This is a genomic window from Kouleothrix sp. (assembly GCF_046328425.1).
Classification (GTDB): Bacteria; Chloroflexota; Chloroflexia; order Chloroflexales; family Roseiflexaceae; genus Kouleothrix.
Map to the genome: position 1 here is coordinate 35,372 of NZ_JAXLWP010000035.1, position 12,387 is coordinate 47,758.

The following is a 12,387-nucleotide window of genomic DNA, read 5'->3' on the forward strand; positions in this document are numbered from 1 at the left end:
ACTGGAGCGGCGCCGAGCGATGCGCCCGTTTGGTGCCGGCACAGGCGCCATGTCAGTCGAATATCAGACGTAAGAGGGTTGACTTACCTTTTTTAAACGATATGATGGGCCTACACTAAGCTATCGCTTCTCGAGCACACGAGGCACGTATGAATGTGCTGGCACGGGTGCGGGCGCGAGCGCAGGCGCGCCGCCCCATCGAGCCACAGCTCACCCCGGACATCCCGCTCTCGCCAAGTGCAGTCAAGCGCGGGTTACGCCTTTCGATCTTCGAAGGCCTGCTCTCAAACATCCACATCACCGTCACCAGCGGCGCGTTCCTCACCGGCTTCGCGCTGCTGCTGGGCGCGCACGACTTCGAGCTTGGCCTGATCGCCGCGCTGCCGTTTGTCGGCCAGCTATTTCAGTTCGTTGGCGCCTACCTCGAGGCCCGCATGGGCAACCGGCGCATGCTCACCGCCGTCACCGCTGCGGGCAGCCGCATACTGTGGGCGCTGATCGCCGCGCTGCCGTTTGTGAGCGTGCTGGGCGCGGCCCGGCTGCCGGTGTTCCTGCTGGTGCTGGCGGTGTCGCAGGCGCTGATCGGCATCGCCGGCAACGCCTGGACCAGCTGGATGAGCGACCTGGTGCCGGCACGCCAGCGCGGGCGCTACTTCGGCATGCGCAACACGATCACCAGCATCACGGCGATGAGCGCGTCGTGGCTGGCCGGCCGCGGGCTCGACTACTACCGCGGCGCGCAGAACGAGGCCGCCGGCTATGCGCTGATCTTCACCACGGCGGTGGTGTGCGCGCTCGCCGGCGCGCTGCTGCTCACGCGCCAGCCCGAGCCGCCTACCCGCCGCAGCCAGCGCGTCGAGATCAAATCGCTGTTCACCGCCCCGCTGCGCCACCAGCGCTTCCGCACGCTCTCGCTGGCCTCGGCCGGCTGGGCGCTGCCGATCGGCATCTCGGCGCCATTCTTCAACGCCTACGGCATCCAGACACTGCACCTCTCGTTCGCGTCGCTGGCGATCTTCTCGATCGTCACCAGCGCGGTGGCCCTGGTGACCCAGCCGCTGATTGGCCGCCTGCAAGATCGCTACGGCGACAAGCGCGTCATGGTCGCCTCGGTGCTGGGCGCAGTGCTGCTGCCATGGGGCTGGGTGGTGGCGACGCCGACGTTTATGCTGCCGCTGTGGCTGAACGCGGCCGGCTCGGGGATCTTCTGGCCGGGGATCACGCAGGGCTGGATGAACCTGGTGATGGACCGCGCCCCGGCCGAGAACCGTGGGGCATACGTGGCGTCGTTCGGGGCAATTACCGGCCTTGGAACATTTATTGCAAGCTTGCTAGGCGGCGCGATCGCCACGGCGCTGGGCGGCACGCTGATCCAGGTTGGCCCGCTCGCGCTCAACCACTACGCCATCCTGTTCGTGCTTAGCAGCCTGGGCCGCGCGTGTATGGCGCTGGTGTTCGCCCGCAAACTTTGAGCGCAATTTTTAATGCAACGCCAACAATATTGGCCGTCGGAATCGCAGGTACTGTGTTACAATACTCGCAGGCAGCATAAGCTGGAATGCGGAGGTACTATGCGGCGCGACAATAGCCGCACGACTGAAGAGGTCGGCGCTTGGGAGCAGCTTGCACTGCGGCGCGACGCAGTGGCGTACGCGCGTGGCGCGCTGATCTACACGCCCAATCACCCAGCCGATGACTTGCTGCTGCTGTGCGGCGGCCAGGTCGCGCTCCACATGATCTCCGACGAAGGCCGCGCCCTGACGATCCGCGTGGTCGAGCCGGGCGAGCTTTTCGGCCAGATCGCGCTCGGCGAGCACGGCAACTACGACACATTCGCCGAAGCGCTTACGCCCGCGACGATCTACCGCATCTCGCGCGCCGACGTGCGCGCCATGATCGAGCGCGAGCCCTCGCTTGGCCTCGATCTGCTCGAAGATCTCACGCGCCACCGCCAGGCCGTCAGCCGGCTGTTCGACGAAGTGGCGTTCAAGTCGGTTCCGGCGCGCCTGGCCACGCTGCTGCTCGACCTGGCCGAGAGCGGCGGCGACGCACAGCCCTCGCGCGTGGCACGCCGCAGCCACCGCCAGCTGGCCGAGCGTATCAACGCCTACCGCGAGACGGTCACCAAGGTGATCAACCAGTTCCGCGCGGCCCGGCTGCTCGAGATCGACCGCTCGTTTATTACGCTGCTCAACCCGCGCGGCCTCGAAGAGCTGGCCCAGGGCTAGGGCGAACACCGAGCCGCGAAGCTGCTTCCTTTTCCCAACAACCGGCTGCACAAACATAGGGCGCGGAGCGAGGGTCAGCCTCTCCTCCGCGCCCTGATTGTGTATCGCCAATCTATTTCTCTTGCTCGTCGCGCGGCCGGCGCGGCGCCTCGCCGTAGCGGTCGCGGCGCTCGTCGACGCGGCGCGAAAGCTCGCCGCCGTAGCGCTCCTGGCGCGGCGGCGCGAGGCGCGGCTGCGTGGCGCGCGGGCGGGTGTCGCGGCGCTGGCGCCGGCCGCGCGTCGTAATGCGCTTGCCACGCCGCACCATTATCTGCCAGGCGTCCTCATCGCTGACCGGCTGCGTCAGAAAGTCGTCGCTGATCCGGTTGGCCTGCCGCTCGTTCAGCGCGGCCATGCGCTCGTCGTAGGCTTCTTCCTCGGGCGATACCCGCGCGAGGCCCATCCAGTAGCGCCACACCGCTACCAGCGCGGCGGCGATCAGCAGCACAAAGACGACAAAGAGCGCGATTGGCGGCATGGCAGCTTCCCCTTCGCGAGAACCTCGGCGGCAGTATACCATACTCGTGGCCGGATGGCCTGCGCCGCTTCTGTGCTCAATGCTCTGCGGTGTGGCGGTTTCGGCTGCGCCGAAACTGCCACACCGCACAACCATCGCCACTCCCGCGTGCGGGAAAAGAGCGCCGGGCGCTGATGGCGCGCGATATTTGCTATAATGCGCCCGGCAGCGCTGCCTGCGGCACAGCATATCCTACCCTGCCGAAGGCAACAACGCCGAGCGCGTAGCTCGGGCCACCAAGAGGAAGCGACCAAGCAATGCACAGCCGAGAAGAGATCAAGCGCCTGACCGAGCTGGCGTCGTGCGCCGGCTGAGCCGCCAAGATGGGCCCCGGCGCCCTGGCGCAGGTTCTGCGCTCGCTCACACTGCCCAATAGCCCCAACTTGCTGATCGGCCTCGACGTGAAAGACGACGCGGCGGTATACCAGATCGCGCCCGACACCGCGCTGGTGCAGACGGTCGATTTCTTCCCGCCGATCGTCGACGACCCCTACACCTTCGGCGCGATTGCCGCCGCCAACGCGCTCAGCGACGTGTACGCGATGGGCGGGCGGCCAATCATGGCGCTGGCGATCGCCGGCTTCCCCGAGGATCTGCCGGCCGCGACAATCAGCGCGATCTTGCAGGGCGGCGCCGACAAAGTTGCCGAGGCCGGGGCGGTGGTGGCCGGCGGCCACACCGTGATCGACGCCGAGCCCAAGTATGGCCTATGCGTCACCGGCCTGGTACACCCCGATCGCATCACCGCCAAGGCGCGCGCGCGCCCCGGCGACGTGCTGCTGCTCAGCAAGCCGCTCGGCACCGGCGTGATCACCACAGCGCACAAGCGCGGCCTTGCGCGCGACGCCGACTTGGCCGCCGCAGTCGCCAGCATGACCAGGCTGAACCGGCGCGCGGCCGAGCTGGCGGCTGAGTTCGCGCTGCGCAGCGCCACCGACATCACCGGCTACGGCCTGCTCGGCCACGCCGACGAGCTGGCGCGCAACAGCGGCGTGGGCCTGCGGATCGCGGCTGCGCAGGTGCCACTGCTGCCTGGCGCGCGCGACTATGCCCAGCAGGGCATCCTGCCGGGCGGGCTGGCGCGCAACCGCAGCTACCTCGAGGCGGAAGGGGTGGTTCGGCTGGGGGCAGGGGTTGACGCGGCGCTCGCCCAGCTGCTGTTCGACCCACAGACATCGGGGGGGCTACTGCTGGCCGTTCCGGCGGCGCAGGCCGCCACGCTATGCGAGCGCTTCGCCGCAGCAGGCGAGACGATCTGGGCAATCGGGGAAGTAGCCGAAGGGGCCGGAATTGACATCTACGAGCCGTGATCAGCGCAGGTCGCTGGGCCCAAGGCGAGGCGATCCGCCCGCCGCGCGCCGTAGGCGCGCAGATCAGGCTGCTGCGGCCGTGAAGCCGCTGATCGCCTCTTCCTCGTCCTGGTAGATATCGGCGTACTGCGCCAGGCCGACCATGCGGAAGATCTTCTGGAAGTGCTGCGAGAGCCCGCTGACCGCCAGCTTCTGGCTGTTGCGGTTCACCTCGGTGACAATCCCGATTAAGATCGCGATGCCAGCGCTGTTGATATAATCGTTCTGGCGGAAGTTCAGCAGAATATGCCGGGCGCCCTGGCCCGTCACCTGCGCGTAGGCGCTGTTAATCTTTTCTTCGGCAAATGTAGTGACATCGCCGACCAGATCGATAATTGCCACGCCGTCGCGCTCGCGCGTACTGACGTTCAGCTCATCTTCCAGCATAGAAACTCTCCCCTAAGCTTTGCGGAAGTATAACACGAGCCGGAACCGATTGCCACCCTCGTGGCTTTCGGTGAAGCCGGCCTCATCGACGAGCTGCGAGATCATCATCAGGCCCATGCCGCGCCGTGGCGCCAGCCCGCGCAGCTTGAGATCGATCCCGGCCGCTGGCAGATCGCCCGTATAGCGATTCAGGCCGCTGTCGCACACCTCGACGGTGAGCCGGTCGGCGGCGCCGGTGCAGTGAATATCGACACGCAGGCCGGGCCGGCGCGCATTGCCGTGCTCAATCGCGTTGATGCACGCCTCGCCCAGCGCGGTCTTCAGATCTTCGACACGCTCGCGGTCGCAGCCGAGGCGGCGGGCAAATGCAGCCACGGCATCACGAGCGACCTTTTCATAGCCTAGCTCGCTGGGAAACGAGAGCTCGATAAAAGGAGCCACAGAAGCGATCGGCGATGTCGTCATCGGAGTCAACTCTATCTTTCGAGGTGAATGACCATGCGAACCTGGTTGCCTCCGCTTGGCGCCGTTGTAAACTCAACCTCGTCCATCAGCTCGCGAATAAGCCAGATCCCCCAGCCACCTTTATCTTGCCGGTTGAGTGCGTCTTCGATACTGGGCGTCGGCGTGGTCTGCTCGTGATCGAGCTGCTTACGCCCCTGATCGGCCACGCGCACCACAAGCTCGTCTTCACGAGCCGTCAGCATCACCAGCACGCGCATTTCGGCGTCGTGCGCATTGCCATGTTCGATCGCGTTTGTCACCGCTTCGGCAATGGCGGTGCGCAGTGCCTCGACCCGGTCGGGGCCAAAACCCATGCGCCGCGCCAGCGACGAGGCGGTATCCATCGCGACTTTTTCATACCCCAGCTTGCTCGGCAGCCGGAGTTCGATGACGCGCTCAGCTGGGTCGTTGTCGCTTGTCGGAGCGCTCATGCTCGTTTCACCACCATACAGCGGGCCCTCGTGCGGCCAATGCCTGTGCATAACCCGGCGCCCGGAAATAATCTTAACACATTTGGCAAATTCCCCGCAATAGGTATTGAGACTGAGAAGCCCGATCCAGAGGCGAGCGCGTCCAGGCGCAGCGGCGTGCGCGCCTTCTACTACGGCAGGCCGGTGTGGCGGCTTCGGCGTTGCCGAAGCCGCCACACCGAACTTTAGGGGCTTGGAAATTGGTATAGGAGTTACGCACGTGCGTGATTCGGCTTCCTCAAGGCAGGAGATTGAGCCTGCGGCAGCATGGTACGTGTTGATCTTCTGTGTCCATTTTCCGCGCGGAGCACGGAAAATGGACACGATACCATGGTGCATAGCGGGGAGGTTTGGAGGGGCAGCAGCCCCTCCAAGAAAAATTCTATGCACACTTTTCTGGAAGAAATCATATAAGAGGTTCGGAGCGCTATAGCGGGATATTACCGTGCTTGCGGGCGGGCAGGCTTTGGCGCTTGCTGCGGGCCAGCCGCAGCGCGCGAATCAGCGCCGGCCGCGTTTCTTTCGGCTCGATCACGTCGTCGACATAGCCGCGCTCGGCCGCGACGTACGGGTTTGCGAAGCGACTCTGGTAATCTTCGACCAGCTCGGCCTGGCGCGCGGCCGGGCTCGCGGCATTCGAAAGCTCGCGCCGGAAGATGATCTTCACCGCTGCGTCGACGCCCATCACCGCGATCTCGGCGGTGGGCCAGGCGAAATTGAAGTCGGCGCGGATGTGCTTGCTCGACATCACGTCGTACGCGCCGCCGTAGGCTTTGCGCGTGATCACGGTGAGCTTGGGCACGGTAGCCTCGCAGTAGGCGTACAGCAGCTTGGCGCCGTGGCGGATGATCCCGCCGTACTCCTGCTGCGTGCCGGGCAAGAAGCCGGGCACATCGACGAACGTGACCAGCGGGATGTTGAAGGCATCGCAGAAGCGCACGAAGCGCGCGGCCTTCACCGACGAGTCGATATCGAGCACGCCGGCCAGGTGCGCGGGCTGGTTCGCCACAACTCCCACCGGGAAGCCGTCGAGCCGGGCGAAGCCGATGACGATATTGCGCGCCCAGAAGGGCTGAACCTCGAAGAAGAACCCGTCGTCGACAACCGCGTCGATCACCTGCTTGATATCGTAGGGCTTGCGCGGGTTGTCGGGGATGATCGACTGGAGCGCCTCGTCCATGCGCTCGGGGTCGTCGGCGGGCGGCTGGTAGGGCGGGTCGTCCAGGTTGTTCAGCGGCAGGAACGACAGCAGGGTGCGCAGCTGCTCGAACGCCTCGTCTTCGCCGTCGGCGGCGAAATGCGCCACGCCGCTCCGCGAGTTGTGGGCCATGGCGCCGCCCAGCTCTTCAAAGCCTACGTCCTCGTTCGTGACGGTTTTGATCACGTCGGGGCCGGTGATGAACATCTGCGACGAGCCCTTGACCATGAGGATGAAGTCGGTCATGGCCGGCGAGTAGACCGCGCCGCCGGCGCAGGGCCCGGCGATCACCGAGAGCTGCGGGATGACGCCCGAGGCCATGACGTTGCGGTAGAAGATCTCGGCGTAGCCGCCCAGGCTGACCACGCCCTCCTGGATGCGCGCGCCGCCCGAGTCGTTCAGGCCGATGCACGGCACGCCCATGCGCAGGGCCAGATCCATCACCTTGCAGATCTTCTCGGCGAACACCTCGCCGAGCGAGCCGCCGAAGACGGTAAAATCCTGAGCGAACACGCACACCGCGCGGCCGTCGATCGTGCCATGGCCGGTGATCACGCCGTCGCCAAGCGGCTTGCGGTGCGACATTCCAAAGGCCGAGGTGCGATGCACCGCAAAGGCATCGAGCTCGACAAACGAGCCGGGGTCGAGCAGCGCGTCGATGCGCTCGCGCGCGGTGAGCTTGCCGCGGGCATGTTGCTTCTCGGCCGCCTGCGGGTCGGTGGTGCGTGCCTCGGCGCGGCGGCGCCGCAGATCGTCGATGCGTTCCTGAGTGGTTTTCATGGGTAACTCCGGCATAGCGGCGGGCGAGGCCGCCGAGCGGCTCGGCAATCGCGCGCCTCGGGCGCGCTCCGGCGCAATCATACCACGGGCCGGTTCTGATCGAGTTCAGCTTGAGCGTGCTGCGGCGATTTTCCGAATCGCCGAAGTGGTGCTATTATGCCGCGCATCCAGACAGCACAAAATGAATAGGTAGGCCATATGCTTGAGATCGTTGGGCGTATTGTGGTCTTTGCGGTAGGCGTTGCGATTGTGGCTGGGACATTTCTTTCGGCGGTGCGGACATTTGTGCTGCCGCGCAGCGCGCCCGATCAGCTCACGCGGGTGATCTTTCTGCTGGTGCGGCGCTGTTTCGACATCGTGCTACGGCGCGCGCCAGCGTACGAGGATCGCGACCGCGTGATGGCGCTGTACGCGCCGCTGGCGCTGCTGGCCATGCCGCCAGTATGGCTGATCTGCGTGCTCAGCGGCTACATGGCGATGTACTGGGCGATTGGCGTGGCAAGCTGGCGCGCGGCATTCCGCGCCAGCGGCTCGTCGCTGCTGACGCTGGGCTTCGCGCCGCTCGATACCCTGGGCGAAACAATGCTAGGCTACAGCGAGGCCACGCTCGGGCTGATCCTGGTGGCGCTGCTGATCGCCTACCTGCCGACAATCTACGGCGCGTTTCAGAAGCGCGAGACCGCGGTGACGCTGCTGGAGGTGCGCGCTGGGTCGCCGCCCTCGGCGGTGGAGCTGTTTCTGCGCTTCCAGCGGCTGAAGCGCATGGACAAGCTGAACGAGCTGTGGACCAGCTGGGAAATCTGGTTCTCCGAGGTCGAGGAAAGCCACACTTCACTGCCGGCGCTGGCGTTCTTCCGCTCGCCGCAGGCCGATCACTCGTGGATCACCGCGGCCGGCGCGGTGCTCGACGCGGCGGCATTGTCGGCCTCGACGATCGACATCCCGCGCGATGTCCAGGCCGACCTGTGCATCCGCGCCGGCTACCTGGCGCTGCGCCGCATCGCCGATTTCTTCGACATCGCGCACGACACCAACCCCAGCGGCACAATCAGCATCTCGCGCGCCGAGTTCGACGGAGCCTGCAGCCAGCTGGAGGCCGGCGGCGTGGCGCTGAAGCCCGATCGCGACCAGGCCTGGCGCGACTTCGTGGGCTGGCGGGTGAACTACGACCGCGTGCTGCTGGCGCTGTGCGGCCTGACGATGGCGCCGTGGGCGCCGTGGTCGTCGGATCGCTCGCTGCGCATCGGGCGGGCGCCGCTCAAGCTGCGGAATCGCCGAGCAGCCGGGTGAGCTGCTCGCCGAGCAGGCCCTCGAGGTAGGGCGTGACGCCCCAGAGCTGCTTGAGCGCGCGGTACTCGGCGGCGAACTGCGGATCGCCGGGCGGGGCGGCCCTCACCGCGCGGATCATCAGGTTCTTGGCGGTGTGCTCGGCCGCGACGAACTCGATCACCTCGGCGCGGTAGCCCATGATCCGCAAGATCAGCGCGCGAAACGTGTCGGTGAGCATGTCGCCCAGGCGCTGCCTGAGTATGCCGTGGCGCAGCACCGGCCGGAACAGCTCGTTGTCGAAGCGGTCGTTCAGCTCGTGGTGGCAGCACGGCGCCACCACGAGCATGCGCGCGCCGTGGCGGATGCCCTGGGCGATCGCCTCGTCGGTGGCGGTGTCGCAGGCGTGCAGCGCCACCACCAGGTCGGGCGCGTGCTCGGGGCTGAATTCGATGATCGGCGTATGCGTGAAGCACAGGCCGGTGTAGCTCAGGCCGGCGGCCTGGTCGGCGCACCTGGCGATCAGCTCGGCGTTGGTATCGACGCCCACCAGCTGCGCGGGGATGCCGCGGATCTCGTTCAGGTAGTGGTAGAGCGCGAACGTCAGGTAGGCCGCGCCGCAGCCGCAGTCGAGCACATTGATCGGCGAATGCTCGAAGCGGCCCAGCTCGCCGCCGGCGTCGGCAAGCTTGATGAACTCGTTGATCTGCGCGAGCTTGCCCTGCATAGCCGGCCGCACCTGGCCGTGCTCGTTCACAATGCCGATCGCGTGCAGAAACGCGTCGGGCTGGCCTGGCGGCAGCGGCAGCGCCTTGGCGCGGTTATGCGCCAGATCCGGCGCGGCGGCCTGCTCGGGCGCGCGGCGGTGGCGGTGGATCAGCGCCTTGCCCTTCTTGGTGATCTGGACCTGAATGTCTTCGTCGCGCGTCTGCAGCACCAGCGAGCTATACCCGATGCCCAGCGCCTCGTCGAGCCGGGCGGCGGCCTCGGCGCCGGCATAGTTCTTCGACACGTCTTTCTTGGCGTCGAAGTACGAGAACTGCAGGTGCCGCCCGGCGCGCAGCTCGACCGGGCGGACGACGATCTGGCGCCACGGGGCCGCCGGCCCGCGCACGATCCCTCGCATTGTGAGCCGCACGAACGCCTGCTCGTCGAACACCGCGCGCGCTATCAGCGCCTTGTAATCTTCTGTCATTGCTCCGTGCCTAACGGGCGGATATGTCAATCCGCCCCATGGTCGGGATATGTCGATCCGCCCCTACATCTACATCGGTCGGGCGGATATGTCGATCCGCCCCTACATCCGTCGGGCTGATATGTCAATCCGCAGGGCGGTGTGTCGATCCGCCCCTACATCGATCGGGCGGATATGTCAATCCGCCCCTACATCGGTCGGGCGGATGTGTCGATCCCTGGGCGGGCGGATATGTCTATCCGCCCCCTATATCCTCGATCCGCCGCCACACCATGCCGGCGGCACCTCGCGCCGTCACTCGTCGCCGTGCCGCGCGGCCCAGTCGAGCGCGCCCTCGACGGTGTCGAACGCGCCTTCAACCTGGGCATGGTAGGCGCGCTTGAGCAGCGCGCCGAGGTGCGGCCCCGGCTGCACGCCCCGGTCGATCAGGTGGCGGCCGAGCAGCAGCGGCGCGGGCGGGCCGTGGACTACGCTCTGCCCCAGCGCGGCCTCGACGAACGGCGCGGCAGGGTTGCTGGGCGGCAGCGGCGGGCGCCCAGCGTGGTCGGCCGCCACCAGCCGGCCCCACTGCGCGATCGTGGCGGGGTCGAGCCGCACCGCCAGCCGCCGCACCGCCCGCTGCGACGCCGGCCCGGCCAGGTGGGCCATGTGCTCGCGCACCAGCGGCAGCACGCGCGCCACCAGCGCGCGCGGCGCGCCAATGCGCGCCAGCAGCGCCTCGCTGAGCGCCAGCCCGGCCTGGGCGTGGCCGGGGCTGCGGATGCGCCCATCCGCGCCGGCCGCCGTGGTCGAAGGCTTGCCCAGATCGTGGCACAGCGCCGCGAGTACCAGCAGCACGCGCTCGTCGCCGGCCAGGGACTCGTGCCCGGCGATCTCGGCCGCGGCGTCGCAGACGTACAGCGTATGCTGCCACACATCGCCCTCGGGATGCCAGGTCGCGTCCTGCGGGCAGCCGGCCAGCGCCGCGAGCTCGGGGTACAGACCGAGCCAGCCGGTCTCGGCGAGCGCGCGCAGGCCCGCGGCCGGTCGCGTGCTCTTGAGCGCCCACTTGTGCCACTCGGCCCACACGCGCTCGGCTGCCAGCGTGGCGGCCTCGGGCAGCAGCCGCCGGCACAGCTCGGCCGTGTCGGGCGCGAGCCGCATATCGAAGCGGCCGGCGAACTGCACCGCGCGCAGCACGCGCAGCGGATCTTCGGCGAAGGCGGCGCTGGTGTGGCGGATCAGGCCGGCCTCCAGGTCGGCCACGCCGCCGAAGAAGTCGAGCAGCTCGCCCACCGGCGTGAGCGCCAGCGCATTCCAGGTAAAGTCGCGCCGCGCCGCCGCTTCGCGCGGCGTCATGGTCGGGTCGGGCTCGGCCAGAAACCCGCGGTGGCCCGCGCCGATCTTGCTCTCGCGGCGCGGCAGCGCCACGTCGACCTCGTGGCCGCCGGGTAGGCGCAGCTTCAGCACGCCAAACGAGCGCCCGACCGCGTTGACGGGGCCGAATGACGCCAGCACCTCGACCAGCCGGTCGATCGGCAGGCCGTAGACCTCGACGTCGACGTCTTTGACCGGATCGCCGCGCAGCAGGTCGCGCACGGCGCCGCCGACGACATGCGGCCGCCCGCCGGCCTGGGCGATCGCCGCGAGCACTGGTTGGATGTACGCGATCTGGCTCAGCATAGCGCTGAGTATACGCCAGAACCCGCCGCCGCGCCAATCAACCATCGGCCGAATTGCCGATCCACACGGCCGCGCGCCTCTGGTATACTGGTGGCGCTATCGCGTATCGCGCAACCAGCCAATCAATGGAGGAAGCTATGAACCATACGCTATCGGAATGTGCCGCCGGGTGGGCCGCCCGGTAGGCAGGCTGCGTTCGATCTTACCAGCTTTACCATTGAAAGGAACACGCTCAGCCATGAGCAAATATTACTCGCACGAGGACGACGAGTACTCCAACGACGAGCCGCAGTTCCAGCGCCTGCGCAAGCAGACGGGCAAGCCGACGACGCTGAAAGACTCGCGCAAGCAGGAGTCGAAAGAGTTCGGCCGCGCGGTCAATAAGTACTTCAAGCAGCGCAAGCGCTACGAGGGCGAGGGCAAGCCCTAGCACCAATACGCTTCAAATAGCCACAAAGACGCAAAGAATATGTGGCTGTAGCGCGCCTTCGAGACTTTGTGTCTTTGTAGCAAACGTCTATGCCGACTGTATTTGAAGGGTATTAGCCCTAGCACCTCGGGCACACACGGCGCGGGCCGGCCAGCTTCAGCTGGCCGGCCTTTTTCGTTGGCCGGCCGCGCCGATTCTGCCTGGATCGAGGCAAGCCCGTGCCAGCCGCCTCGCCGTGCGCGCATGCCTCAGGGCGCCAAAACGCCGGCCGCGCTACCGCAGGGCATGGGCCACCGGCGCCGCACGCGCGGCGGCGCCTTTTTCGCGCAGCTTCCCAAGCGCCCGATCCTCGGCTATACTGT

Annotated in this window: 12 protein-coding genes; 5 read left to right on the forward strand and 7 right to left on the reverse strand. The window is 67.1% G+C overall.

Translation table 11 applies throughout. From position 1 onward, the window contains the following. Positions 1 to 149 precede the first annotated feature (149 nt). Positions 150 to 1,472: an MFS transporter gene (locus tag U0177_RS25290; protein ID WP_409573451.1), complete on the forward strand. Its 1,323-nt coding sequence runs from the start codon at positions 150 to 152 to the stop codon at positions 1,470 to 1,472. A 99-nt stretch (positions 1,473 to 1,571) separates the two neighbouring features. Next, the gene (locus U0177_RS25295) at positions 1,572 to 2,228 is read left to right on the forward strand and encodes a Crp/Fnr family transcriptional regulator (protein WP_409573452.1); all 657 of its coding nucleotides are present in this window, start codon (positions 1,572 to 1,574) and stop codon (positions 2,226 to 2,228) included. 112 nt (positions 2,229 to 2,340) lie between these two features. Here the strand turns inward: U0177_RS25295 and U0177_RS25300 are convergent, their stop codons facing one another. After that, positions 2,341 to 2,745, reverse strand: a complete 405-nt coding sequence (locus U0177_RS25300) for a hypothetical protein (protein WP_409573453.1) — start codon at positions 2,743 to 2,745, stop codon at positions 2,341 to 2,343. A gap of 296 nt (positions 2,746 to 3,041) precedes the next feature. Here U0177_RS25300 and selD point away from each other — a divergent pair, with 296 nt between their 5' ends. Continuing rightward, complete coding sequence (gene selD, locus U0177_RS25305; RefSeq protein ID WP_409573454.1) at positions 3,042 to 4,094, forward strand: selenide, water dikinase SelD; 1,053 nt, start codon at positions 3,042 to 3,044, stop codon at positions 4,092 to 4,094. 63 nt (positions 4,095 to 4,157) lie between these two features. Here selD and U0177_RS25310 read toward each other — a convergent pair whose 3' ends face one another. From U0177_RS25310 to U0177_RS25325, 4 genes are all read right to left on the reverse strand, one after another. Next, positions 4,158 to 4,520 carry an STAS domain-containing protein gene (locus U0177_RS25310; RefSeq protein WP_409573455.1) on the reverse strand — a complete coding sequence of 121 codons (363 nt, stop codon included), beginning with the start codon at positions 4,518 to 4,520 and terminating at the stop codon, positions 4,158 to 4,160. Between the two features lie 12 nt (positions 4,521 to 4,532). After that, positions 4,533 to 4,985, reverse strand: a complete 453-nt coding sequence (locus U0177_RS25315) for an ATP-binding protein (RefSeq protein WP_409573456.1) — start codon at positions 4,983 to 4,985, stop codon at positions 4,533 to 4,535. An 11-nt stretch (positions 4,986 to 4,996) separates the two neighbouring features. Beyond that, a complete protein-coding gene (locus U0177_RS25320; protein ID WP_409573457.1) occupies positions 4,997 to 5,455 on the reverse strand; it encodes an ATP-binding protein in 459 nt (152 codons plus the stop codon). Between the two features lie 466 nt (positions 5,456 to 5,921). Then, complete coding sequence (locus tag U0177_RS25325; RefSeq protein WP_409573458.1) at positions 5,922 to 7,472, reverse strand: acyl-CoA carboxylase subunit beta; 1,551 nt, start codon at positions 7,470 to 7,472, stop codon at positions 5,922 to 5,924. Positions 7,473 to 7,670: 198 nt separating this feature from the next. Between U0177_RS25325 and U0177_RS25330 the strand changes: the two genes are divergently transcribed. Next, entirely contained in the window at positions 7,671 to 8,762 is a 1,092-nt protein-coding gene (locus U0177_RS25330; RefSeq protein ID WP_409573459.1) for a hypothetical protein, read from the forward strand. Here U0177_RS25330 and U0177_RS25335 read toward each other — a convergent pair. After that, on the reverse strand, positions 8,731 to 9,933 hold the full coding sequence (locus U0177_RS25335) for a class I SAM-dependent methyltransferase (protein WP_409573460.1): 1,203 nt from the start codon (positions 9,931 to 9,933) through the stop codon (positions 8,731 to 8,733). The two genes, U0177_RS25330 and U0177_RS25335, sit on opposite strands and share 32 nt — an antisense overlap. Before the next feature lie 294 nt (positions 9,934 to 10,227). Continuing rightward, entirely contained in the window at positions 10,228 to 11,595 is a 1,368-nt protein-coding gene (locus U0177_RS25340; RefSeq protein ID WP_409573461.1) for a CCA tRNA nucleotidyltransferase, read from the reverse strand. A 238-nt stretch (positions 11,596 to 11,833) separates the two neighbouring features. On the opposite strand from U0177_RS25340, the gene U0177_RS25345 reads away from it, so the two are divergent. Beyond that, the gene (locus tag U0177_RS25345; protein ID WP_409573462.1) at positions 11,834 to 12,025 is read left to right on the forward strand and encodes a hypothetical protein; all 192 of its coding nucleotides are present in this window, start codon (positions 11,834 to 11,836) and stop codon (positions 12,023 to 12,025) included. The last annotated feature ends 362 nt before the right edge of the window (positions 12,026 to 12,387 follow it).

Excerpts from the sequence above, each read along its gene's own strand:
- U0177_RS25290 (WP_409573451.1), top strand. The coding sequence starts at position 150 with ATGAATGTGCTGGCACGGGTGCGGGCGCGAGCGCAGGCGCGCCGCCCC.
- U0177_RS25320 (WP_409573457.1), bottom strand. The coding sequence starts at position 5,455 with ATGAGCGCTCCGACAAGCGACAACGACCCAGCTGAGCGCGTCATCGAA.
- U0177_RS25315 (WP_409573456.1), bottom strand. The coding sequence starts at position 4,985 with ATGACGACATCGCCGATCGCTTCTGTGGCTCCTTTTATCGAGCTCTCG.
- U0177_RS25330 (WP_409573459.1), top strand. The coding sequence starts at position 7,671 with ATGCTTGAGATCGTTGGGCGTATTGTGGTCTTTGCGGTAGGCGTTGCG.
- U0177_RS25300 (WP_409573453.1), bottom strand. The coding sequence starts at position 2,745 with ATGCCGCCAATCGCGCTCTTTGTCGTCTTTGTGCTGCTGATCGCCGCC.
- U0177_RS25335 (WP_409573460.1), bottom strand. The coding sequence starts at position 9,933 with ATGACAGAAGATTACAAGGCGCTGATAGCGCGCGCGGTGTTCGACGAG.
- U0177_RS25310 (WP_409573455.1), bottom strand. The coding sequence starts at position 4,520 with ATGCTGGAAGATGAGCTGAACGTCAGTACGCGCGAGCGCGACGGCGTG.
- U0177_RS25345 (WP_409573462.1), top strand. The coding sequence starts at position 11,834 with ATGAGCAAATATTACTCGCACGAGGACGACGAGTACTCCAACGACGAG.
- U0177_RS25325 (WP_409573458.1), bottom strand. The coding sequence starts at position 7,472 with ATGAAAACCACTCAGGAACGCATCGACGATCTGCGGCGCCGCCGCGCC.
- U0177_RS25340 (WP_409573461.1), bottom strand. The coding sequence starts at position 11,595 with ATGCTGAGCCAGATCGCGTACATCCAACCAGTGCTCGCGGCGATCGCC.
- U0177_RS25295 (WP_409573452.1), top strand. The coding sequence starts at position 1,572 with ATGCGGCGCGACAATAGCCGCACGACTGAAGAGGTCGGCGCTTGGGAG.